A 24,430-nucleotide genomic window follows, 5' to 3' on the forward strand; every position below is an offset into this window, starting at 1 on the left:
TCCGATGTTTATTTATGTATCACTAAGCGCTCAATGGATGTAGACCCGTCTGATTTCCTTAATTTAACGATGAAAGCGCCATTTGGCATCTGGTCTGTGGCGAAAGAGTTGTTTGTCACTGAAATGTTTGATTGTTTACCAAGATAGTCTATTAATGTAGCCTGCACAAAAGTATTATAATTATTTTTTATGAAAACCATTTCCTTTGCAGGATTCGGGTAAAGTATTAATCCTGTAAAGTTGTTTGGGGATGCAGTATTTGGGTCGTGTATGACTATAGATGTTGGAGAGGAATAAAGTGGTAAAAGCTCGCCACTGGCATTTATTTTTTCATAATTACTGTATTTGAAAATGGCTAAATGTCTACCGGTTATTTGTTTTTTAACCCTAAATTTTATTCTTCCCAGATCTACATTCTTTACTTGAACATCATTACCGAATTTTTTTACAACCCCAAAATGAACTTTTCCTTTTTCAGCCTTGACGATTGAATAAGGGCCTCCTTTTTTATCAAGCCAGCTAACTTCAAGTATGCCCTGCACATAGTCAAGCAATTCTGCATCATATTCTACTGTAAAACCAAGTCCATATAAGCCTAAATATTTATGTGGGCTAAGAATCAGGTCTAAGACAAATTCATCTCCGACATTGAGACTGTCATATTCCAATCCAAATGTAAGATCCTCTCCTTCGCTATTATATCCACCCCAGGAAGTATTGCTATAATTGGCTGAGAAAAAGTTGTTTTTCACTATTTCCAGATCGTTCGTCGTGATCGTCCCACTACCATTACAATCCAGATATTTCATATTTGTCAGATCAGGTGTAGTCTGATTCCAATCTTCTGCATAAAAAGGCCCCCACCAATCTGAATTTTGATTTCTCTTAACACCTTTATCGTTGAAATTGGCTCCGATGTTTAGTATGTCAAGATTATTTACGATACCATTGTTGTCAGTGTCACCCGGCCAGACGCAATTATTGTCGCATCTTCTTTCAAGATCATCAGAGTTGATGCAGCTGTTGTAAAATTTCTGGATCGAACTAATATCCACAAGCATACTGTCCACACGGCTCAAATGGTCAGTAGTGAGATCAGCTATATGGTATGAAAAAGCAAAGTCAAGCACGACACTTTGATTTTTAACTATTTTGTCAAGATTGAAATTCATAAATCCTCGAGGGTCATTCATAGCAGCACCTTGCGACATCATGCTCCAGCCGTTTTCATTTGATGGAGAATCAGGAAAAATATAATTAGTCAGAGAGGTTGAGTTTATATTAAATCCGCTGCCTCCATAGGTTAAACTTGCATCGTTCAAATATTTTGTACTAATGTATTTATAATATCCATCCGGTGAATTTGGGTCATTACTTCCTCCTTTTGAATCTTCCTTGTCATAAATAATAGAGCCGGTCATAGCGCGATTCAGACAAGTGATAGATTGCATTGGGGATCTGACGTTGAATGAATTGTAACTTTTTCCTCCGATATTGCAAGGGCTTTGATCAGTTTCGAATTTATTATACACATAGATCGTGTTATTTATAGAAGATGTTCCTATATAATCATCGAGCATGCAGCCCAGATCGAAATCATAAAACAGCCCAAATTTCGCGTCCTTTAAAACAAGATTTTGATTAAAAACTTTTATTCTGGCGAATATGGTGTTGTTCAATAATGGGATGTAATCAGAAGCAAATCCGTACATAAGGGTTTGTATTTCAAGATCTCCGCTGCTTGAGTGATAAAGAGACCAGGTCATTTCACTTGGTATCTTGGCGGCACAACTTGGTTCAAGGATAGGAAAGTCACCAGCATATGGGTCATATTTTCCATCGTTGTTTCTATCATAGAATGGCGCCAGATCTCTATCCGGCCAGGTAATTCCATTTAATTCTTTGGCATGATCATTTCCGCGGGCGGGCCATTCCAATACATTCAAAGTCGGCTCGTGATCTATAATTCCATTATCATTATAATCATTAATAAGGGATTGGACCTCCCATTTGCGGACAGTCCAAAACCTGTTATAGCCCGGATAGTATTTTTTAGCTGTTTCCAGAGGTCCTGGTATTTTTACAAATTGAAGGTAAGGATCGTTGACAAGATTGTTGCTGCTGTTAAATAGTCCCCGAAGATTTCCATTGGCATATCCGGCTACATTTGGAGAGATTGAAAAAATGGAAGAAGTTGGATTGTCTGTTTCATTTTGAGGATTGACGATGAATCCTCCATTGGCTGGAATATTGGAAGGTATTTGAAATAGTCCGCCGATGGTATTGCTCCATCCTTTGACTCCATTGCAATAAAACGAATTATATGCAGGTACCTGTGCATGTAAGCTGCACGATAGAATTGTTATAAATGTGATAAGACTTCCTTTCATGGCCCTCAAACTCTGTTGAAAACTGCAGGTATTTTTGACAAATCAAATTAGATATTTTGTTAAAAAAAACCTGCTTTAGCGAAGTTAATATAAATCACTGTAAAAATCTAATACTCAGTAGTTTAATTTGAGAAAACTAAATGTTAAAGTTTTTTAGATCATGGATGTTCATAATTTGCCAATTTATAATTGGTTGCTTGTTTGAAAAATTAAATTACTTTATTATAATTAATTTTCCAACGAATATCCTTCCTGACTCGTCTTTGGCATGTATAATATAAAAACCTGAAGGAATATTTTCCGTGGAATATTGATCATTGTTAAGTTTCATAATATAGCAATTGCCATAATTGTCAATTAATTTAATTTCATTAAAATCTCTGTTTGATTCTATGGTAAAGCTATTTGAAGTTGGATTTGGAAAAGTATGAAGTCTTGTTATTAAATTTTCTTTGGTAGAAATCGTTTTAGTAATAGAGATCGTTTTAGGCGATGCGGTCAATGGAGAAATTTTTCCTTCTGAACTGATCTGTTCATAGTTTGAAAATTTAAAAATTGAGATAAAATCTTCATTTACTCCATTTTTTGTAAGAAAACGCATTTTTCCAATATTCGCGTTTTTGAATTTGGCCTCCTGATTATTAGTTTTGACGAGAGCTATATGAACTTTGCCATCCTCCATCTGAATTAATTCGAAAGAATTGTCAGGGCTTCCAATGGACACGTATAGTTGGTTAAAAGTCATGAGTGTAAGTTTTGTTTCGTCGTATTCTACTGTAAATGCAAGACCTGCGAGGCTGATTGAATCTGTTTGCCCCAGGACTATATTTAATTCAATTATTTCAGAAGGTCCAAAAATATCTTTCTTCGATACGAAGGATAATTCATTTCCGGGGTCATTATATCCACCCCACTCGGTAAATTCTTTGTTCTTTAAATAGAAATTATCAACATTTATTTGATAGTCAATAGCATCAATTATCCCGTCACCATTGCAATCAAAATGTTTGTAATTAATGTTTTCAGCACTAATATTATTCCATTCTTCTGCAGTAAATGGAGCCCACGATTTTGTCGTATTGAGCCTCCTGATTCCTGCAGTATCTTTTGAAATTCCAATATGTAGGGCATCGAGATTATTTACAATACCATTGCGGTCAGCATCACCAGGCCACACACAATCTGATTCGCACGGTTGATGTAATTCATCAGAATTAAAACATCTTTCATAAAATGATTGAACCATTGGAATATGCTCCAACATACTATCTACATTGCTATAATGTGCTATTGAAGTATCCGCTGGATGGTGTGTATATGCCAGATCCACAATAGCTGGTGAATCTTTGTAAATATCTCCAAGATCAAGATTCACATACAATCTAATGTCCAATCCAACCTCTGCTAATTCCGCCATAGACCAGCCATTGGACTTGGTAGGTGATTCACTATATAGATAATTGATGAATTCTGTTGAATTCGGATTATATCCGTTTCCTCCATATGTCAGTGGTGTGCCGTCCGGCCATTTATTATTCATCAGGTCATATAATTTCAAATTTGTTAGAGTGTCTGATAAACTCAATCCATAAGGATTTGACATCATTGAGCCCAGCATTTTTTTATTTAAAATAGTAATTGATTGGTTTGGAGTCGCTTTTTTAAAAGATTTATTAGGGTAACAAGATTTCAAATCTTCACTTGTTAAATTATAGGCATAGATCGAATTTGTACTTTCCGAAGTACCTACCATGTCATCTAAGGGGCACCCAAGGTCAAAGTCATTGTATAGAGACATTCTGGCTTGTTTAAGAGTATCTAAATAACTATTAATAGTAAGCCGGACGAATAGTGTATTATTGATCTGCTCAATAGAATCAGATTGAAAAGCGTAAATTAATTTTTGCACTTCAAGACCTTCCGGACTTCCATAATCTGAGAAATAAACTGACCAAAGCATTTCATCTGGAATTTTTTCTTTGCAATTCATTTCCAAAACAGGATAATCTCCTTCGAACGGATTATAAATACCATCATTATTTCTGTCATAAAATGGTGCGTAATTATTTTCATTCCAATCTAATCCATCTAATTCGAGCGAGAGTGGATTCTTATTGCCTGGCCAGGTGAGTATGTTCAGAGAAGGTATATTGTCTATTTGTTGATTATCTTCATAGTCATTAATAGTTGATTGAATCTCCCATTTCTTTACAGACCAGACTTTATTGTATTTATAATTAATAGAGCCTTGATCAGAAAAAGGTCCGGGAAAACCTCCGGCCAAAAAAAAATCATCTGATCGAATACTTGTTGACATCACACCTAATTGGCCATCAGTAAATCCAGCAATATTTATTCCCGAACGGTAAATAGTGGAAATATAATCTGTCAACTTATTTTCGCTTACAGCAAATCCAGAAGAATTGCTTTTTTCAGTAGGGCAGAAAATAGCTCCTATAGAATTTGTATTAGCAAGAATGCCATTGCTATTAATGGTTATTATTGCTGGTTTATTTTGGGAGAAAATAGGCGCACTAAAGATTACTAGAAATAATGTGACAATTTTTTTCATGGTAGTATATTTTGCATTAATCCATAAATAAGCCATTCGATTAAAGGGCTTTAATCGACGGATTTAATAAAATTAAAAATTGTAGCCATAAATGTTTTATGGCATACTCGTGTTAGTTAATAGATGAAATTGAACTACTGATCTGTGTTATATATTTTGATAACGACCACAAAAAGTGAAACGCTGTTTATTATATTAATAAAAAGATCAAGTTTGACTTACAAACTTGAATCCTAATCTGATTTTAAAAGACTCGTGCGAAATTATTACTTAAAATATTTATCTATAAAACTTATAATCTTCACCAAATAATCCTGAGCATTCTCAGGTGACCAATTCCCATGTCCATCACCCATGTACATGGTAGCTTCTGATTCTACGCCATTTGCATCCAGTGCTTTTTGCAACAGAGACATCTGCGTGACGGGAATCAAAGGGTCCACTGAACCATAGAAAGAAATGGTTTTTGGGGAATCAGTTGTCACACGTTTGGCAGGACTTACCTCAGCATATAAAGCAGGGTTTTGGGAATAGGTGACATTTCCTACGAGTCCACCAAGTATTGCGTTATATATCGGATGATTTATATAGGCGGTATCTGTCAGATCAGTCGGCCCGACAGTATTACAAATGCCTTTTACAAAAAGATTCGGGTCGAATGCATAACCGTATAACATTGATAAATGAGCTCCGGCAGATGCGCCAAAGAGAAAATATTGCTTAGAGAGATTGTACTTGGGCAATTGAATTTCGTCTATTGCTTGCTGAATATCATTTATCTGCTTTGGATAACCCGGACTTCCCGGAGTAGCGAGCTGATAATTAAGGTTCATGACAGCATGGTCGGGATAAGTTGATTTTAGCCCATTGAAAAGGTCATTAAAGTCAGCTTTATCTCCTGCACTCCAGCCTCCGCCATGTATTAGTATGAAAACTTTGGTGCTGTCTGAGTTTCTGTTTACAGGCAGATAAAGGTCCATTTTTTGTTGGGAATGGATTCCATATGAAAGATCAGTGATTGTAAAAGATTTTTTCGGATCGTAACTAGTTACATTATTGATGGAATCTTCTTTCACGCAACCCAGAAATAGGGACATTACAAAAGAGATGGTTATTAATAATTTAGATCTAATCATTGGTTGGTTTTTCTGAAATAATGTTCCGAGTGATGCTCCCAATAGTTAATAACTTTCTTTCATGGTCAATAATTGTATCAGAAAAGGCGAAATCTGGAAAATTTATAATGGATAAAATGTAATTTAATATAAAAGTAAAATCAATTCTGGTAAAATATAATTTTTTCATCCTTCCTTTTCACCAAATATATTTTATAATTGATTAATATTTAATAAATTATGCATTATTTCTGCACAAAAGCGTACCTTTGCACCGCTTTTCAAAAATAGGCACTTAATGATAAAAGAAATCCGCAACATAGCGATTATCGCCCACGTCGATCACGGTAAAACTACCCTTGTCGATAAAATCCTACACCAGACAAATCAATTCAGAGATAACCAATCTTCCGGTGAACTGATCCTCGACAGCAATGACCTTGAGCGCGAACGTGGTATTACCATCGTTGCTAAAAACGTTTCTGTCATGTACAAGGGCGTTAAGATCAACATCATCGATACTCCAGGTCACGCCGATTTCGGTGGTGAAGTAGAGCGGGTATTGAAGATGGCTGACGGTGTGATCCTTTTGGTAGATGCATTTGAAGGCCCTATGCCTCAGACACGTTTCGTGACGATGAAAGCACTTGCACTCGGTCTTAAACCGATCGTAGTTGTAAATAAAGTAGATAAAGAAAACTGTCGTCCTGACGAGATCCACGAATTGATCTTCGACCTTTTCCATGCTTTGGATGCTACTGAAGACCAATTGGACTTCCCGGTAATCTTCGGTTCGTCTAAACAGGGATGGATGAGTGAAGACTGGAGAGTTAAAACTGATGATATTACTCCCCTTTTGGATTCGATAGTTGCAAATATACCTCCTGCGCCTTTTCAGGAAGGTACACTTCAAATGCAAGTTACTTCACTCGATTATTCAAACTTCGTAGGTCGTATCGCCATCGGCCGTGTATTGAGAGGTACTATTAAAGAAGGTCAGCCAATCACACTAGCGAAAAGAGATGGTAGAATGTTGAAAGGCCGTATCAAAGAATTACACACTTTCGAAGGTCTTGGCAGGGTGAAAACAACTGAAGTAATGAGTGGTGACATTTGTGCTGTTGTTGGCTTGGAAGGATTTGAGATCGGAGATACCATCTGCGACTTCGAGAATCCGGAAGCATTGGCAGCGATCCAGATCGATGAGCCTACGATGAACATGTTGTTTACGATCAATAACAGTCCTTTCTTCGGTAAGGATGGTAAGTATGTAACATCAAGACATATCAGAGAGCGTTTGATGAAGGAAACTGAAAAGAATCTTGCGCTTAGAGTAGAAGATACAGAATCACCTGATGCCTTCATGGTATATGGTAGAGGAATTTTGCACCTTTCAGTATTGGTGGAAACTATGCGCAGAGAAGGATACGAATTACAATTGGGTCAGCCAAGAGTAATCGTAAAAGAAATAGATGGCAAGAAACATGAGCCGATCGAGACATTGATAGTGGACGTTCCTGCTGAATTATCTGGTAAGGTGATCGAGCTTGCTACTCAGAGAAAAGGTGAATTGACCATCATGGAGCCAAAAGGTGATCTTCAGCATTTGGAGTTCAACATTCCTTCAAGAGGTATCATGGGTCTTAGAAACCAAGTCCTTACTGCTACAGCAGGTGAGGCGGTGATGAACCACAGATTCAAGGCATTCGAGCCATGGAAAGGTGATATCACAGGAAGAAATATGGGTGTATTGGTTTCTATGGAGACAGGTCCTTGTACGGCTTACTCGATCGATAAATTGCAGGATAGAGGAAGTTTCTTCGTCAATCCGGGTGAGGAGATCTATGAAGGACAGATCTTGGGTGAGCACATCCGTGAGAATGACCTTGTGATCAACATCGTAAGAGCAAAACAGATGACCAACTTCCGTGCAGCGGGTAAAGACGATGCTACGAAGATGCCACCTGCTAAGAAGTTCTCATTGGAAGAAGCGATGGAATACATCCAGGCGGACGAATATGTAGAGATCACACCGAATGCTCAGCGTATCCGTAAAATCGTATTAAACGAAAGCGAAAGAAAGAAAAACGCTAACCCGGCATTGGCAGGGATTAAAATGTAAGTTCGAATTATTATAAATTATAAAGGCGATGGGAGAGATTCTGTCGCCTTTTGTTTTTATGTGGATTTTTTAGGCTGTAGGCTGCAGGCTATAGGCTGTAGGCCGCTCCGTAAGAATTCTTGTGCAATAATGGTGAAGGTTTCCCATTGAATCCATTTCAACCCATTCTCGACTTCTTATCAGTCAATTTTCCGAAAGTGATAAATAAAGCAGTAAATATCAAATTTGCACGCTGGCGCCAGTCTATGACTGGTGACCTTGCGAAGACTTAATAATAACTTTAGGTAATGTCACCAGTCACAAAAAGGCGCGAGAGAGGAGCTGTCCGCTTTAGACAAAGATTTGCTAAAATGTATCGAGGACATCGAAAAGCTCGACCAAGATACCAAACAACATCTGTTTTTCCTCATTAACAATGTCATCCAAAACTATAAAACTAAACTCGCTTTCGCTAAATAAAAAAAGCCCCGCATCTGCAAGGCTTTTAATTAGCTTCTTATCCACCGATCTGATCAAATTCTTTATTCACCTCCCATCCCCGCAACTTCCACCAAATATATAATGAACCTATGGGTATGGCGGCGGCCGAATAAAAATCCTGGTAGCCAAGCATTAAATCACTTCCAAGGAAATAAAAACTTAATAACTTCCAGTCAAACCCGATATTCTTATCAGCAAAAAATGTTGGAAAATTGATAAATACAGGTAATAAATACTTCCACCATTTGTTGTAAATATTGGCCTTATATATCTTCCAAATTGTAAATAAGTTAAAACTTAAAAACAAAATGCCTAATAGTTTGACGATTAATACCATTTTTTCAAATTTTTATTCATAGGTTATGCCATGGCACTTAAATGGTATAACTAATACTGTATCTTTTTTATGAATCCATATTTTTAACTCCCCCTCCCTTTTGACAATTGTATCGCCTTTTTCTAAATATTTTTTGTAATATATCCCCCAACTTCCACCAGAATCATAATACTTTTCATCCCTACCTGTAACAGGACTAACCCCATAAAGAGTAAAAGAACGTCCTTGGATAGGAATCTTTTTTAAAATTAAATTAACTCGTTGATTCTTATAATAATTTACTGCATTTTCACACTCATCACCACAACCCGAGAGCACAAGTACCCATATAAAACTTAATAAAAATTTCATGGTTGAGGAAGTTTAGTGAATAATACCCCTGTTTTACTAATACTAGTTCTCGCCCCCAATGGAATCCCACCCCCTGCACCTATTCCTGCTGAATTAGTATGAAATCCTGGAGCTTTTTTAATTGAACCATTTTGAATTTGAACAGATCTAGAGTATCCGCCAATTAAACCCAGGCCAACTGATCCACCTGCAGCCGCACCGCCAATATATTCTAAAGAGCTTGGTCTGCTTAAATCCGTTCTTTCATGAATATTTATTTGCACTGACAGATCGAATCCTGGAGCTGAAACCCCTGATCCGCCACTTGCTCCCGCATGCTGGCGCCAGTATCCCATCAATTCCATTCGACCCATTCCCAATGTTCTTCCAATCAAATATCCGATAAATATAAATAAAACCACAAATATCTAGCTAGTACGCTGGCGCCAGTCTCTGACTGGTGACCTTGCGAAGACCTACAATCATTTGTTTTTAAGGAAAACTATAAGATCAACTTAGATTATCACCATTTAAAAACTGGCGCCAACAGCGTAATCTAAAAGTTCATCTACTTATAGGAAACATTAAGCTCTACTTTCATGTTTGTATTATAACTAGCGAAATTGTAATTTTGTATATTCGCTTAGCAGGATAATAGGCAAAGACTGGCTTTAGCGGGGGAAGTTACATCTGATAAACCAATTACAAGAAGACAAGAAGAAGAAAGCCTAATAAACAATGACATAATGCTGACTAGGCTTATTTTTCAGAAATTTTTTAATCAAAATTTACAAATTTTAAATTAAGTTATTATGTACACAACATATCATTTAACATCAGCACAGGAAGTAAGTACAGATATACTGGATGCCATAAAAGCTACCTTTAAATCAAAGCCCATAACCATTATTGTGGAAGAGGATGACAGCGATTTTGACCTTTCTGTGGATATGAAAGCCGTGTTGGACGAACGATTACAGGAAGATGAAAGCACTTATATCTCTGGTGAAGATTCTATTGACCAGCTCAATAAAAAGTATGATTTATAAAATCATCGTTTCTCCACGTGCTCAAAAAGAGATTGAAAACGCCATTGATTATTATGCTATGTACAGCGTAGATGCACCAATAAATTTTCTTGCCGTTCTGAAAGAAACCTATACCACATTGGAAAAAACTCCATTTTATAGAGTTCGTTATAAAAATGTCAGAGCATTAAAGATTAAAAGGTTTCCGCATTCCTTGTATTTTATCATCGATGAAGATAACAATACGGTTAAGATTCTTTCCTGCTTCCACAACAAAAGAAATCCAAATAAAAGACCGTAAATTTAATTAAAATCACATATATCTAGCTAATACGCTGGCGCCAGTTTTTAACTGGCGACCTTGCGAAGACATAATATTAACTTTAGAAATGTCCCTCGTTACAAACTGGCGCAACAGGGCAAGTTAAATCTTGTACCACTAACTGAAACATTAAGCCCTACTTTCATGTTTGTATTTTATCAATCGAAATTGTAAATTTGTTTATTCGATTCGATAGGTCAACGTTCACAGACTGGCGCGAGCGGAGAAACATTTCACTTAACAAACAAATGTTTTTGACATTCTTTGAACAAATTATTAAAACAGTAAAATAGCATGAGACACGTAACTGTATATACCACAGACAAAGAATACAACCACTTTTTAGAACTGGCTAAAAACCTGCATTACGTTAAAAAAATTGAGACGGATGATGAGTCTATAGAAGATAATGTTTTGGATAACATTAAGGCAGGGCTAAAAGAAGTAAGCCTTTTCAAAAAAGGAAAATTAAAAACTACATCCGCTAAAGATTTTTTGAATGAGTTATAGGCTTGAACTATCTGCTAACTTTAAAAAGGAAGCCAAAAGACTTAGCAAAAAATATCCTTCTCTTAAAAACGAGCTGGCAAAACTGTTTGCCGAATTGGAAGAAAACCCAACTATTGGCAAATCACTAGGCAATGACATTTTTAAAATCCGTTTAGCTATTGCCTCTAAGAACAAAGGAAAATCAGGCGGTGCAAGGGTTTTGTCTTTTGTAAAAGTTACACAAACTTCTGTTCTACTTTTCTCCATTTATTCCAAAGGCGAAAATGATAACCTAACAGACAAGCAAATACAGGAACTTATTAAGGATTATGTGTAGAGTGAAAGCCCATACTAGATCGAGCTTTGTGCTTTTAACCTCATTGGTGTCATTACACCTTCAATTCCTTTCAACCCATTCCCCATTTCTTTCCACACAATTTATCCAATAAATATAAATAAAACCATAAGTATCTAGCTTGTAAGCTGGCGCCATTCTCTGACTAGTGACCTTTCGAAGACTTAAAATCATAAATTTTTTGATTCGGAGCTTTTATTTTTAAAGGAAAGCTTTGATAACTTTATTTTGATAACAATTTTGTACTGTGATTCTATTTTAATAGTTTTGGCAAAAACTAAAATACTATGTTGCGCTACCTCATAATTATTTTTTGCATCCTTTTTATCTCTCAGGTCAATTTTGCCCAAAGGAATAAAAAAGAAGTTGTAAAAGTTGTAGATGCCTCTGCCAAAAGAGACACTACACCGAAAGATAAAAGTGCAAAAAGTGAAGGTCCAAAGCCTTATAAAACTGTCATAGACTCGTCCGCAGTAAGCCAGTATGGACTCATTACAGTGCACAGGGTCAAAGAAAAATGGTATTTTGAGATCAGTGATTCTATTTTAAATAGATCAATGATGGCAGTAACAAGGTATTCCAAGACTGCTGCTGGCGGAGGTATATACGGTGGCGAAGAAGTGAAAAGACAGATGTTACACTGGGAAAAAGGTCCGGCCAATAAATTATTTATCAGAAGCAATACCATTGTGGTGAATAGCCCCGACAGCAGTAAACCAATTTTCCAATCGGTGCTGAATTCCAATTCGGATCCGATTATAGCTTCCTTTGACATAAAAGCTATAAAAACTTCCGCCAATAACAAATCCTATGTGATAGATGTCACAGATTACTTCAACGGCGACGAACAGAGCTTCGGACTTGGTTCTGTTAGAAAGCAATTACTCAAATTGAAATCTATTCAAAAGGAATCCTCCTTTATCAATAGGATCTCCGCATACCCCATCAACATTGAGATCCGGACGACGAAGACTTATGACATCGTCCCCCTATCTATTTCATCTTCACCATCTCCATCTCCCGGAAATTATTTGCCATCCGGAATTGATGCAGGATTTGTGACTATGGAATTAAATACTTCTATCATTTTATTGCCAAAGGATGTGATGAAAAAGCGCATGTTTGACAACAGGGTCGGATATTTCTTCAATCAACGCGGACTATTCGATGAAAACTCTCAGAAAGCGGATAAAGAAACTTTCGTAGTCAGATGGAGGCTTGAGCCAAAGAATGATGCTGACAAACAACGACAGCTCAAAGGAGAGCTTATAGAACCTGCTAAACCAATAGTATTTTATATAGACCCTGCCACTCCGGTCAAATGGAGAAAATATCTGATCGACGGTGTAAATGATTGGAATGTAGCTTTCGAAAATGCCGGTTGGAAAAATGCAATTCGTGGTGAAAATTGGCCTGTAAATGATACGACGATGAGTCTGGAAGATGCACGATTCTCGGTAATCAGGTATTTTGCAGCAGACATTCAGAATGCCTATGGACCGAATGTAAGCGATCCCAGAAGCGGAGAAATCCTGGAGAGTCATATTGGCTGGTATCACAATATCATGCGATTACTGCGCAATTGGTACATGATCCAGGCAGGTGCTACTGATCCCCGAGCAGGAAAAATTGAATTCGATGATGAACTGATGGGCGAGTTAATTAGATTCGTTTCCAGTCATGAGGTCGGACATACTTTAGGCCTAAGACATAATATGGGCGCCAGTAGTGCGACACCTGTCGAAAAACTCAGAGATAAAAATTGGGTTGCAGCCAATGGACATACTTCTTCAATCATGGACTATGCCAGATTTAATTATGTCGCACAACCGGAAGATGGAGTTACAGATTTGTACCCGAGGATCGGAGATTACGACAAATGGGCGATCAAATGGGGTTACAGCAATATCAATTCAAGTAGTGAAGAAGATGAGCGCAGCCAGTTAAATAAGATGATCATTGAGGCCTACAAGAATCCAAGGTTACATTTCGGAACAGAAATAAGTCAATATGATCCCCGATTTCAGACAGAAGACCTGGGTGACAATGCGATGAAGGCATCAGCCTATGGTATTAAAAACCTTCAACGGATCCTACCAAAGCTGGTCGAATGGAGTAAAAAAGACGGTCAAAGTTATGCCGAACTAGAAGAAGTTTATGATGCTCTGATAGGGCAGTATAGAAGATATATGGGTCATGTGGCTAAGAATGTTGGTGGTGTTTATGATGATCCTATGACATCAGACATGGTGGGTCAACCTTTTAGACCTGTCCCTAAAGCGACACAGAAAGAAGCGGTTTCTTTTCTTAATAAATATGCATTTACAGCGCCATTATGGCTCATGGATATGAACATCATCAGCAAGATCAGGCCGGAAAGTGGTATTGAAGTAATCAATTCAATACAAGAAAGTGCCCTCAATACCGTGCTTTCACCTGATAAGCTAATCAGGCTAATGGAATTTGGTAATAAAGATGGATACTCTGTGGATGAATTATTGACTGATTTAGAATCCACGATTATTTTAAAAGGTGGGGAAACAAACATTTATGATCGGAATCTTCAGAAAATATATATTTCTAAGATGATAAGTTTATTGACGCCGGGCAGTCAATCTTCTATCGGTATTAGTGTTGGAACACCTTCCGGAAGGAAACCACTCACTGTCAATCTTAATGATTCAGATGTACCTTCCATCGTCCGAGGGCATCTTACAAAACTCCGAAAAATTGCAAGTGCGAGGGCCATTGAGCCGAGGAGCGCTGTCGAAAAATACCACTACGATGACCTTCAGATGAGGATATATAAGGCATTGAAGGGAGATAAGGGTGATTAGAATTCCCCTCTCGAGGGGTGGCCAAAGGCCGGGGTGGCTTTTAATCGTCTGTGAATATTTCCTAATCGGAACTATTGATTCGACTGTTTATAAGCTTGTTGACGATATTATCACACGTCCTATCTAACAACTTATACACCTCCTGAAATCCGTCATATCCACCAAACCATGGATCTGGAACGTTAACGGAATTGCCCTCGTTCAATTCATTTAGAAAGAACCGGACTTTGGAATTATGAATATCGGATTTAGCAAGGCGCATCACATCAGAATGGTTTGAGCTGTCCATGACATAAATGATGTCGAAATCATCAAAATCCTTGGTTTGAAATTGCCTTGCTTTCAGATCACGAATATCGAGTCCATTTTCTGCTGCTACTTTGATGGTATACTTGTGTGGTGGTTCACCAACATGATAATTGGCAGTGCCGGCGCTATCGACTTGGATGTCGAGACCCGCTTTTTCAATTTTATCACGAAGAATCCCTTCAGCCATTGGGCTTCTGCAGATGTTTCCGAGGCAGACGAGGAGGATTTTCATAGGTTCATAGGTTAAAAAGTTAAGAGGTTAAGGGGTTAGAAGGGTTGGAAATAAGAATATTCAACTTTCTTATGAGGCCGGCTAGCATACTTTTAATGTAGTTTAGTTTTTTGAAAACTTCGGAATTAGTGGCTTCAAAAACTTTGCGTTTGTAGTAATTACAGGTCTTGCAACAATTCTAATACCTATAACTCTAACGCCACTAATTCCTGGCCCAATTTATGCAAGGCAAATTCTATTTTTTTTATTTGTTCCTTTCTGGGTTTTCTGTGTCCTGTAGAATAATGTTGAATTTGTTTTTGATTTATTCCGGTAATTCTCTCCAGAGCTGCATTTGTAAATATCTTGCTGTAATAGTTTAAAAAACTCTCCAGATCATACTTATAAGATAATGAATATTCACCTCTCAGGGCTGTCGGTATATTCTTATCTTCATTTAATTCTTTGATCAAATTAATAGATTCCAAAATTGACTCTTGAGCTTCTTTAGGCGTATCACCCATTCCATATATGCCCTTAATATCAGGGGCATAAGCAGAGAAGCCTTCAGCACTTCGTTCGATAATAATTTTGATTAATTTCTTATTGCCCATGTATATAAAGTTTATTTTTTCCGCCCTACTTTTTCAGTCGTAATATTTAATATAATTTATGTGCAAGCATGTGCCTTCCCCTCTCGAGGGGTGGCCAAGGGCCGGGGTGGCTTCCCATGTCTATATTTTTTCCTCAAACCTTCTCCCATTTCCTTTGAGCCATGAAATGGCACAACTCTAATGACACTGTCCTTTACATAAATATAATGACTTCCCTTTATTCTGTCAAGTGTCCATCCATTCCTTTTAATAATACGGTGTACTTCTGAAGACTTCATAGTTTTCAGCTTTTTAGTTGATTCAAAGATAGTATAATTACTATCATTTAAACGCGTTTTTATTAGAAATGTTTAAAAAATTAGTTGAAGATTAGCGATATGAGGCATAAAATTATTCCTAGTCTGCAGGGGGTGTTATGGTTTTGTTCTTTTGGTTTGGACATTAGTCGATTATGAAAAGAATCTATTAGAAATAATGGTTGGCCATGATAAGCCACCCCGGCCCTTAGCCACCCCTCGAGAGGGGAAGTCACAACCATCCCTTTCTTTCGTTGAAAATAATATTATTGATTTTCAATTATCTAACTGCATAAATTAAACTTAATTTTCCTCACTTTAAGCATTCAAAAAAATAGAAATATTCAGAAATTTAATTTATATATAAACAAGTTATACAACTAACGACACTGTCGCTTGGGATCACTGGTTAACTGGTGCACTATCCACTGGTGCACTATCTTTCTATCCTTCTAACCTCCTAACTTCTTAACCTCCCTCAAATACTCCTCCTCCTTCCCCCGCATCACCTTCACCTCCTTAGTAGTCTTATCCCCAAATCCACACAGATGTACACAACCATGGATCATGACGCGGTACAATTCATTTGATGGATCTGTTTTTTCTTTAGAGGCGTTGTCGAGGACACGTTCAGTACTGATGTAGATATCTGATTGAATTTCATCCTCGTCATAATCGAACGTGATGATGTCCGTGTAAAAGTCATGGTCGAGATGGTTTTTATTAACCTCTAATATGTATTCGTCATCGCAGAATATAATGTTTACATAATCAAGTGTCTTCGAATGATCCTTAAAGATAGCAGTGGCAACCGTCCTGAATGAAGCTTTGGAAAATTTGATCTTTGGGGGATTTCCTTCGATGAAGAAGTTGATCTTTGACATAATTGAAATTGAGAATTATCTGATGTTGAATATCAATTCTACTGTAGCACCATTATTCCTGAAATGTATGCTGTCACAAAGTGATCTCATGATCAATACGCCTCTTCCTCCTGTCTTTTCAATATTCTCTGCACAACAAGGATCGGGAACATTGCCCGGTTCAAAGCCACGACCTTCATCTTCAACACAGATTAATAGCTGTGTGCCTGCAAGCTTTGAATGCAAGACAACTTGCTTTCTTTCGTCTGTTTGATTGCCATGGATGATGGCATTATTGACAGCTTCAGTGACACTGATCAATATTTTTGGAAATACATCTTCATTGAGATTATATTTCTCTTTGAGTTCTTTAGCAAAAGGTTCTACCTGGCTAATGCTTTTAAGCTTACTCGATAGTCTTATTATCATTCCTCTACTCATTTGCCTGAAAGTTGGTTATAATATTGTTCTACTAAACGCTTATAATACGGAGTAAGTGCCGGATATACCGGTCTGAATTCATCTATGTTAGCTTCTCTTTTCTTAATGTATTCCTGCATAGAAGCCGGAACTTTACTTTGTTGCTGAATAGCCTGACTGGCCTTGCGTTTCTCATCTTGTTCCTGTGATCTCTGTGCGCGTTCTTCTTCAAGCAATCTCACCATGATCTGCTCTTGGCGAGTGATCATTTCATTGGTTAAACGCTTATTGACAAGGTCTTTCTCAATTTGATCCATGGCATCTATGATATCCTGGATCTCTTTCTTACCTTGTCCATTTTGCTTCATTTTACTATCGATATCTTGCAGCGCTTTCCTTACCTTAGCTTGTTCTGCCGCCATTCCTCCGAATCCTTCACTTCCGGGTTTCTCCCCTTTTTTCATCTTACCCAGCGATTCCTTCATCGCCTCATTCATCTTTTGTTGACCTTGGGTGATCTTATCCATCTGAGGCATATTTCCTTCTTTCCCTTCCTTGCCATCCTTGCCTTCTTTTCCTTCCTTTGGACTTCCTGTACCTCCCGGTTTATTACACATCTGACTCCCAGGCATGGAGGAAGAGGCCTGCTGCTGCATTTGTTCCATTACCTCACTAAGCATAAGAGCCAGATCATTCAGGTTGGTCATAGACAGTTGCTGATTGTTGGCGGCAACCGGCTTTAATCTCTCTTCGAGATTGTCCATACTTTGATCCAGATTGGTATTGATCTCACCTACCTTTTTTAGTATAAATGTTTCAATCTGATATACTCGCTTACTTAAAGCTACCAAACTGTCATCCACCATTTTAAAGTCATTTTTGATCTTCATCTGATCTCTGGTTAACGACACATATTTAGGAGTATTTATAGCGGTAGCATTGAACTGATTCAACAATCCTTCCTGATTGAACGAAAGACCTATGATGTTTTCAAGTAATTGACGGACGGCTTTCATGTCGAGTTCTATCTGTTCCTGATCAGAAGCGGCCATATCATTTTTCATGCTTTTAGCCATGTCCTTCATTTTCTTAGCAGCACTTTTCTGACTTTTTGAAGCAGATTTTTTATCCTTTTTATCTAGTGACTCTTCAGATTTTTGAAGATCCTGATCAGTTTTTTCTTGTTGTTCTTTTTGGTCATCCAGCTTCTTAGGAGCTTGTAATTCCTTATTTTCTTTCTGGATCTCCTCCATTTTTTTCTTTACATCTTCAAAGTCTTTTTTGACTTCTTCCTGCTCCTTCTTAAGTTGTTCAGCATCTTTCTTATCATTTTCTGCTTCATCTGCCAACTTTTCCTCCTTCTTAGCAAGTTCGTCCAACTTATCCGCTGTATCTTCCACTTTATTCTCTAACTCCAGTTGCTTCATCAATTCCATCAGACGGTCCAGATTCTTGTTCTTCTGTTCTGTTTGCTGAGACATCTTCTCAAGTTGTTGCATAGACTCTTTCTTATCGAGTTTGTCCATCAACTCCTTGATCTTGTCCATTATTTTCTGCTCTTCAGGATCCTGAAGTTCCTTGAGCATTTCGTCCAACTTGTCCTGCTTTTCTTTGATCTCAGGGCTTGGTGGTTTTATCTCCTCTTCATTCTTTCTCTTTTCTTCCAGTTTTTCCTGAGTTTCTTTCAACTTCTCTTGTAGTTCTTTTTGTTTCTCTAAAAGTTTGTTGAGCTGCTCCTTATCCTGCCAGTTAAGTGATTTTTGTTGAAGTAATTTTTCTTTCAATTTGTTAATTGCCTCATTGATCTTCTTAGATTCATTAAGTGTCTTCTGAAGTTCGCTTTGGATTTCCTTGGTAGATTGTTCAATGTTTTTTTCCATCTCTTTGACAGATGGTTTTTTGAAAGTCATGACTGATGTCTTGGAAGATTTTGCACCTTTCACAGCATCATTGTCAAAGACTTCAAAATAATAAGTCATGTCATCGCCCGGATTCAATTTTAATGATTCTATATCGAATAAATAGCTGTAAAATCCTTGTTTATCTTGTGGCTTTGGAATTGCCAATACGCGTGTCTTTACTTTACCATCTTCGGATCTGATCTGCTGCACCATGTTTAACTTAGTCAATCCGTAGTCGTCAGAAACATTACCACTCAGATAAACAAGTTTCTGATTGGTAGAATCCGCATATTTTTCCAAAGTGATTACGGGATATTCATCCTGTACCACGTGGATGGAATAGGCTAATGAGTCAGAATGGGGAAGTGCGTCGTTGCCGATTAATATTTTATAATTCTGATCGTTGAGGGCAGTCTTGAGGAAGGTAAATTTGTCAGCTCCTTCAGGTTGCGCATTTGCAGTAGCATTCCCTTCAAATGACATTGTTACTTTATTGGCCAATCTAGTCTGCACTTCCCAATAGATCTTCGTACCAAAAGGCACTACAAGATCACCACTTCCTTGCATGACCTCATCCTTACGTCCCACGTATGCCGGATAGTCTAGCTTGATCTGCAGATTGGTCAAACCAGCTTTTTTAAGCACATTTAACTCATAAGGTTTACTGTTAAATCCTGCTGCTTTAAGTTGGAAATTTATATCATCCTGAACATTCGCAAAAGTATATGAAAACACTCCTTTGCTATCTTTAGTCAGGCGATAGGGTGTTTCATTATACACTACGTCCAATTGGTCAGGGATGGCATTTCCCTCCAACTTCACCTCAAGTACATAAGAGTCAAACTCTGCTACATTCAAATTTTTATTAACTAAATTGAAAGTAAAAGGAGCCTCTCTTTCGAATTCTTTATTATTTTGTAATAATCTATCTACCGGCTTTCTGATCAAAGAAGGCGCAGCAAATAGCAATACTAACAATGCTAGCACAGGTGGCACTGCGTACTTAAGATATCTGCGATTATTATTTAAGTCAATGGCATTTTTGAAAGAAACAGGCTGAAGTTCTTTTGTCTTTTGTTCAATTCCGGCAATTATAAGTGCGGAATCAGAGCCAGAATGCGCCTGAGAACTCAACTGCAATACGTTCAATAATTTATCCTGAACGTTGGGAAAGTGACTGCCAATGATGGTTGCAGCTTTTTCTTTAGTAATTGTTGCTCCAAGTTTGAAGTATTTCGCTCCGGGAACCAATATCCATTTAAATAAAGTAAATAATGAAGCTGCAAGGAATGAATAAAATAAAACTTTACGACCGGTGGTGCCGAAATAGAAATAATTTTCCAGCAAAGCTATGGTAATAAAATATACGGTCACAAATCCTGTGAGGTATAAGAACCCTCTGATGATCTGGTTCAGATAATACTTTCTGATGAATTGATCCAGGCGCTGGATCAATAAATTATAGTGCAATGCCTCTTTTTCCATGTTCTATTTTCCAAATTAAGCAACCGCATTCTACTGCGATTCGTTTCAACTATTACTAGTTTAACGAATTTGTGCTCAATAAGTTAGTTAAAATTACTTTTTAGCCATTCTTTTACGCGTATCCTTGTCGAAAAGCTGAGACTTACCTTTAGTAAACTTACCGTTTTTCTTCGGTTTGGACACAGCTTGTTCATTCATAGGACACCCGGACTTTCTAGCGCAGGAAGTAATCGATGTCCCCATCACTGTCAAAGCCATTACAAAACTCAAGTATACAAAAAATCGCTTCATATTATAATAAGTGTTTAAGCTCAAAGATACTATATATCTTTAGTAAGCAAATTTTAAACCATTCAAAGTTGGAATTGGTTCAGAATCAGGTGTTTTTATCAAATACTTTTACATTTGAAAGTCAATGTTTTTGGTAGTATGGCGACTAGGTAGTTGCGAATATTGGCGAAGAAGGGGCATTTTCAAAATTACATTGTAATAAGGGATAATTCATTTTATCTCAAAAAGATAAGCTAAGATTAAATAGAACTTAAATAAAACTAAAATTGGGAAAAAGGATACAAATACCCTTTTCCCCAATCTAGAAATTAATTATTTTTATTCAATTAAATTATTTACAAAATAGTACGCTTTACTCCGATATTAAAACTCAATGTACTTGACTTTGTTGTAAGTACACCAGGTGAATCACTTCCTGCGAAATTTAAATTATCAAAATAAACTTGACTATAAGTAGAATAAAAATAATATTGATTGAGCGTATTAAAATATATAGCCCATTTACGGCTCAATGACCTTTCAATCGTAAATCCATAATCCAGAGATACATTATTTGACCTTATATTATGATAATAAATATCATAATCAAGAACTGCGTCCTGACCAGTAAATTTTTTTCTAGTCATTCTACCGCTATGCCCACTGAATGCTTCTGTATCATTCATTATAATACAATATGCTCCCCCTAACACAGGTACAAAGGACCACTTGTCATTAATTTTTATATTATAATTAATTGCAAAGGGAATTCTTAATATATCATAGTACGTTTTTATTTTAGGGAAATTTTTTTCAATTCCAGTAAGCAAAGCACTATCATACCTATACGATGAGGCCATTTTTTGATAACTGCAACCCGCCATTAGTTCAAATTTACCTTTAAATAAAATATAGCCTACTCTTAATCCAATATTTGGCTCATAAGAATAATTGGTATTTTGCGACCCTTGATGTATATCCGTCTGCTGCGTCCCTATCAAAGAAGTTCCACCTTCTATACGAAAATTTAAATTTTGAGCATCTAAAGTGTTTAGTGATGTAAATAGGAATACAACTATTAAATATTTCATTGGTTAAATTTTCCTGATTCTAACTTGAATTTTATATTAGCTAAGTCAAAAATGATAGGATATTCTTCCAATCCGACTTCAATGTTAGAAAAGTTATCATAAGGAATTCCGTAATATCCAAGTTCATTGAATCCACCATAAATTGGATTTTTGCTGTAATACACAACAGTTGTTTCTCCTCCTGTAGGACAGCTTATAACAGTATAAGTTTTTCTATTCTTTTTCTTTACATTATCTTTTTCATAGAACATTATATGCACAAATTCACCAGGAGTAATAAAATTTTGTGGTGAACCAAATGCAAATAACTGGGCTAGACCTTCACTTTTAAAATCTTTTATTGTATACCATACATTTCTGTATTTAGCCTTTAATAATGGAGTAGCGGCCAAAATAAGATCTCTGTTACAATTATTTCTTAAATGCAATGCTATGTATGAAACTTCAGCTTTTCCATTCCAAAAGTTGTCAAAACGTAATTTCAAATTAACAGCTTTTATTTTAGCAATTTTGGTATCGGTTCTTATTTCTAAACTTTCATCATTAATATGAGAATCTACGACGGTTCCTTCATCATTGACCGTTTCATTTATTGAAACTACCCAAACTAGATTACTTTTTGCGTACGTACTATCTACATTTACCAGTTTCACATATCCATTGGCTTGAATTTGATATCCAGGTATATTATCATCATCAAATTCGTCATATCCAACTACGATTGTAGGTTGCTGGTTTAGATTTACTGTTTCATAAAAAGGAATGTAAATTTGTGGATAAAGTTTTGCCCCGTTATACGAATACCCATTGATCATAGAATCAATCTTGACTTATGAAGTATAAACAGGCATTGTTGAATAGAAATTTTTTAACAATGCAGTCTGCGTTATACTATTCTTGTGAAAATTGATGCTTGAATTTAGTTGCGAAGAATTGTAACCAGAAAAGGGTGTAAAAAGGTCTTTAAAAAGTACATTATCATCACCATCAAATTTTAAATTAACCTTATTATGAACGAGTGTTCTAAATGATGAATTTTTTGATAATTCAACAATGCCTAGTGCCAAAGAATTAACGACTCCATCATATTCCTGGTCTTGATAAGTTGCTAAATCAAATGCTGGATCTCTAATTTCAATATTGTCACTTGATTTGATTTCTTCACAGTAAGGAAGAGAATTTTCCTTATTACAAGAAACTAATGCCATGCAGAGCATCATGCCCACGGCTAATTTTAATTTAAAATAGTTCATACTTAAAAAATTACAAAATTTATAGATTTCGCTACTCTTTTAAAGGTATTTTCACTTACAACTATTCTTTTATAACTGGGTAATTTAGGTAATTGGGGAGAGGTAATTCCAAGCCATATTTTTCTCAGTGACTAAAGATTTGAAATAAAGAAATAAAGAAATAAAGAAATAAAGAAATAAAGAAATAAAGAAATAACGTTAACGCGTTATTAACATATGGGTTCAAAACTTATTAATTACAATTTCAATCAATTTGCTTTCTAATGCGGTACAATATTATTATATACATAAATTACACATTATCAGTACAATTATCGATACGTAAAATTCATCAACTCTTTTTTTTACTGTTATTCAGCACTTTATGAGAATTATTTTATAAAATTTTCAGAATTATATAAACTACTTATTGGAATAAAAATTACCTTTGCGCCTCATTATTCAATAACTATATAAAAACAAGTCGTGAATACACTAAGTTATAAGACGGTTTCAGCTAAAAAAGAGACTGTTGAAAAAAAATGGTACGTAGTCGATGCGGAAAATGAAGTAGTTGGTCGTTTGTGCTCTAAGATCGCTCATGTATTGAGAGGTAAACACAGACCTGACTTCACTCCACACGTTGACTGTGGCGATTTTGTAATCGTGATCAATGCTGATAAAGTAAGATTCACAGGTTCAAAATGGCAGCAAAAGGAGTATGTAAGTTACTCTATGTACCCGGGTGGGCAGAAAAAAGTGAAGGCTCACAATTTGCATGAAAACAAACCAACGAAAGTTGTAGAAGCTGCTGTAAAAGGAATGCTTCCTAAGACTAAACTTGGTAATGCAATGATCAAAAAATTATTCGTCTATGCAGATGACAACCACAAACACGCTGCACAGAAACCTGAAACATTTAATTTCTAAGTAAACTATTCAAATGGAAATCATAAACGCAATAGGTAGAAGAAAGGCAGCGGTAGCTAGAATTTATCTTTCTAAAGGTGAAGGTAAGATCACTATCAATGGCAAGGACTACAAAGACTATTTCCCTCAGCATCATATTCAACTTAAAGTCGTAGAACCTACTGGAACTGTAGAAGTAAACGGCATCTATAATATCAAGGTGAATGTATTCGGCGGAGGAATCAAAGGACAGGCAGAAGCTGTAAGAATGGCTATCTCCAGAGCTTTAGTGAAAATAGATGAAGAGTTCAAAAAACCTCTTAAGTCTAAAAAACTATTATCTCGTGACCCGAGAGAGGTAGAACGTAAAAAATACGGTAAGCCTAAGGCTAGAAAAAGCTTCCAGTTCAGCAAACGTTGATCAGGATTATTCAAAAGATCATTATACAACC

24 protein-coding genes are annotated in these 24,430 nt (G+C 36.6%); 8 read left to right on the forward strand and 16 right to left on the reverse strand.

What is annotated here, in order from left to right; all coding sequences use genetic code 11:
* Positions 1–8 precede the first annotated feature (8 nt).
* The 3 genes from IPI15_RS08050 to IPI15_RS08060 all read right to left on the reverse strand — a co-directional run bounded on the left by IPI15_RS08050 (position 9) and on the right by IPI15_RS08060 (position 6,098).
* On the reverse strand, positions 9–2,390 hold the full coding sequence (locus IPI15_RS08050) for a T9SS type A sorting domain-containing protein (RefSeq protein ID WP_287419816.1): 2,382 nt from the start codon (positions 2,388–2,390) through the stop codon (positions 9–11).
* A gap of 214 nt (positions 2,391–2,604) precedes the next feature.
* A complete protein-coding gene (locus IPI15_RS08055; RefSeq protein WP_287401662.1) occupies positions 2,605–4,962 on the reverse strand; it encodes a T9SS type A sorting domain-containing protein in 2,358 nt (785 codons plus the stop codon).
* Between the two features lie 266 nt (positions 4,963–5,228).
* On the reverse strand, positions 5,229–6,098 hold the full coding sequence (locus IPI15_RS08060; protein WP_287401663.1) for a prolyl oligopeptidase family serine peptidase: 870 nt from the start codon (positions 6,096–6,098) through the stop codon (positions 5,229–5,231).
* A 280-nt stretch (positions 6,099–6,378) separates the two neighbouring features.
* Here IPI15_RS08060 and typA point away from each other — a divergent pair, with 280 nt between their 5' ends.
* On the forward strand, positions 6,379–8,199 hold the full coding sequence (typA, locus tag IPI15_RS08065) for a translational GTPase TypA (RefSeq protein WP_353738746.1): 1,821 nt from the start codon (positions 6,379–6,381) through the stop codon (positions 8,197–8,199).
* 496 nt (positions 8,200–8,695) lie between these two features.
* Here the strand turns inward: typA and IPI15_RS08070 are convergent, their stop codons facing one another.
* Genes IPI15_RS08070 through IPI15_RS08080 form a run of 3 tightly spaced genes read right to left on the reverse strand, consistent with a single transcriptional unit; the run spans position 8,696 to position 9,702 of the window.
* On the reverse strand, positions 8,696–9,016 hold the full coding sequence (locus tag IPI15_RS08070; protein WP_287401665.1) for a hypothetical protein: 321 nt from the start codon (positions 9,014–9,016) through the stop codon (positions 8,696–8,698).
* A gap of 12 nt (positions 9,017–9,028) precedes the next feature.
* Positions 9,029–9,367, reverse strand: a complete 339-nt coding sequence (locus IPI15_RS08075; RefSeq protein ID WP_287401666.1) for a hypothetical protein — start codon at positions 9,365–9,367, stop codon at positions 9,029–9,031.
* Positions 9,364–9,702: a hypothetical protein gene (locus IPI15_RS08080; RefSeq protein WP_287419818.1), complete on the reverse strand. Its 339-nt coding sequence runs from the start codon at positions 9,700–9,702 to the stop codon at positions 9,364–9,366. Before IPI15_RS08080 ends, IPI15_RS08075 begins: the two co-directional genes overlap by 4 nt.
* Positions 9,703–10,158: 456 nt before the next feature.
* Between IPI15_RS08080 and IPI15_RS08085 the strand changes: the two genes are divergently transcribed.
* The 5 genes from IPI15_RS08085 to IPI15_RS08105 all read left to right on the forward strand — a co-directional run bounded on the left by IPI15_RS08085 (position 10,159) and on the right by IPI15_RS08105 (position 14,377).
* Positions 10,159–10,395: a hypothetical protein gene (locus IPI15_RS08085; protein WP_287401668.1), complete on the forward strand. Its 237-nt coding sequence runs from the start codon at positions 10,159–10,161 to the stop codon at positions 10,393–10,395.
* Complete coding sequence (locus IPI15_RS08090) at positions 10,385–10,675, forward strand: type II toxin-antitoxin system RelE/ParE family toxin (RefSeq protein WP_287401669.1); 291 nt, start codon at positions 10,385–10,387, stop codon at positions 10,673–10,675. Before IPI15_RS08085 ends, IPI15_RS08090 begins: the two co-directional genes overlap by 11 nt.
* Positions 10,676–10,990: 315 nt before the next feature.
* Positions 10,991–11,206, forward strand: coding sequence for a hypothetical protein (locus IPI15_RS08095; protein ID WP_287401670.1), 216 nt, complete (start codon positions 10,991–10,993; stop codon positions 11,204–11,206).
* Positions 11,196–11,522: a type II toxin-antitoxin system RelE/ParE family toxin gene (locus tag IPI15_RS08100; RefSeq protein WP_287401671.1), complete on the forward strand. Its 327-nt coding sequence runs from the start codon at positions 11,196–11,198 to the stop codon at positions 11,520–11,522. The genes IPI15_RS08095 and IPI15_RS08100 overlap by 11 nt, the downstream gene beginning before the upstream one ends.
* 305 nt (positions 11,523–11,827) lie before the next feature.
* Positions 11,828–14,377, forward strand: a complete 2,550-nt coding sequence (locus IPI15_RS08105) for a zinc-dependent metalloprotease (protein WP_287419820.1) — start codon at positions 11,828–11,830, stop codon at positions 14,375–14,377.
* Positions 14,378–14,438: 61 nt separating this feature from the next.
* On the opposite strand, the gene IPI15_RS08110 is transcribed toward IPI15_RS08105, so the two are convergent.
* From IPI15_RS08110 to IPI15_RS08155, 10 genes are all read right to left on the reverse strand, one after another.
* Positions 14,439–14,918 (reverse strand): low molecular weight protein-tyrosine-phosphatase, encoded by a 480-nt coding sequence (locus IPI15_RS08110; RefSeq protein WP_287401673.1) that lies wholly within the window; start codon positions 14,916–14,918, stop codon positions 14,439–14,441.
* Between the two features lie 185 nt (positions 14,919–15,103).
* Positions 15,104–15,511, reverse strand: a complete 408-nt coding sequence (locus tag IPI15_RS08115; protein ID WP_287401674.1) for a type II toxin-antitoxin system HicB family antitoxin — start codon at positions 15,509–15,511, stop codon at positions 15,104–15,106.
* Positions 15,512–15,567: 56 nt separating this feature from the next.
* Positions 15,568–15,789 carry a type II toxin-antitoxin system HicA family toxin gene (locus tag IPI15_RS08120; protein ID WP_287401675.1) on the reverse strand — a complete coding sequence of 74 codons (222 nt, stop codon included), beginning with the start codon at positions 15,787–15,789 and terminating at the stop codon, positions 15,568–15,570.
* Positions 15,790–16,259: 470 nt separating this feature from the next.
* Positions 16,260–16,691, reverse strand: a complete 432-nt coding sequence (gene ybeY / locus IPI15_RS08125) for an rRNA maturation RNase YbeY (protein WP_287401676.1) — start codon at positions 16,689–16,691, stop codon at positions 16,260–16,262.
* A gap of 15 nt (positions 16,692–16,706) precedes the next feature.
* Entirely contained in the window at positions 16,707–17,099 is a 393-nt protein-coding gene (locus IPI15_RS08130; protein ID WP_287401677.1) for an ATP-binding protein, read from the reverse strand.
* An 8-nt stretch (positions 17,100–17,107) separates the two neighbouring features.
* Entirely contained in the window at positions 17,108–20,476 is a 3,369-nt protein-coding gene (locus IPI15_RS08135; RefSeq protein ID WP_287419821.1) for a coiled-coil domain-containing protein, read from the reverse strand.
* 93 nt (positions 20,477–20,569) lie between these two features.
* Positions 20,570–20,767, reverse strand: a complete 198-nt coding sequence (locus tag IPI15_RS08140) for a hypothetical protein (RefSeq protein ID WP_287401679.1) — start codon at positions 20,765–20,767, stop codon at positions 20,570–20,572.
* 335 nt (positions 20,768–21,102) lie between these two features.
* Positions 21,103–21,837 carry a hypothetical protein gene (locus IPI15_RS08145; protein WP_287401680.1) on the reverse strand — a complete coding sequence of 245 codons (735 nt, stop codon included), beginning with the start codon at positions 21,835–21,837 and terminating at the stop codon, positions 21,103–21,105.
* A complete protein-coding gene (locus tag IPI15_RS08150; protein ID WP_287401681.1) occupies positions 21,834–22,652 on the reverse strand; it encodes a hypothetical protein in 819 nt (272 codons plus the stop codon). Before IPI15_RS08150 ends, IPI15_RS08145 begins: the two co-directional genes overlap by 4 nt.
* A gap of 15 nt (positions 22,653–22,667) precedes the next feature.
* Complete coding sequence (locus IPI15_RS08155; protein WP_287401682.1) at positions 22,668–23,090, reverse strand: hypothetical protein; 423 nt, start codon at positions 23,088–23,090, stop codon at positions 22,668–22,670.
* Positions 23,091–23,555: 465 nt separating this feature from the next.
* On the opposite strand from IPI15_RS08155, the gene rplM reads away from it, so the two are divergent.
* Positions 23,556–23,999, forward strand: a complete 444-nt coding sequence (gene rplM / locus IPI15_RS08160; RefSeq protein ID WP_287401683.1) for a 50S ribosomal protein L13 — start codon at positions 23,556–23,558, stop codon at positions 23,997–23,999.
* A gap of 13 nt (positions 24,000–24,012) precedes the next feature.
* The gene (gene rpsI, locus IPI15_RS08165; protein WP_287401684.1) at positions 24,013–24,399 is read left to right on the forward strand and encodes a 30S ribosomal protein S9; all 387 of its coding nucleotides are present in this window, start codon (positions 24,013–24,015) and stop codon (positions 24,397–24,399) included.
* The last annotated feature ends 31 nt before the right edge of the window (positions 24,400–24,430 follow it).

This window comes from Candidatus Brachybacter algidus (genome assembly GCF_016707225.1).
GTDB lineage: Bacteria > Bacteroidota > Bacteroidia > Chitinophagales > Saprospiraceae > Parvibacillus > Parvibacillus algidus.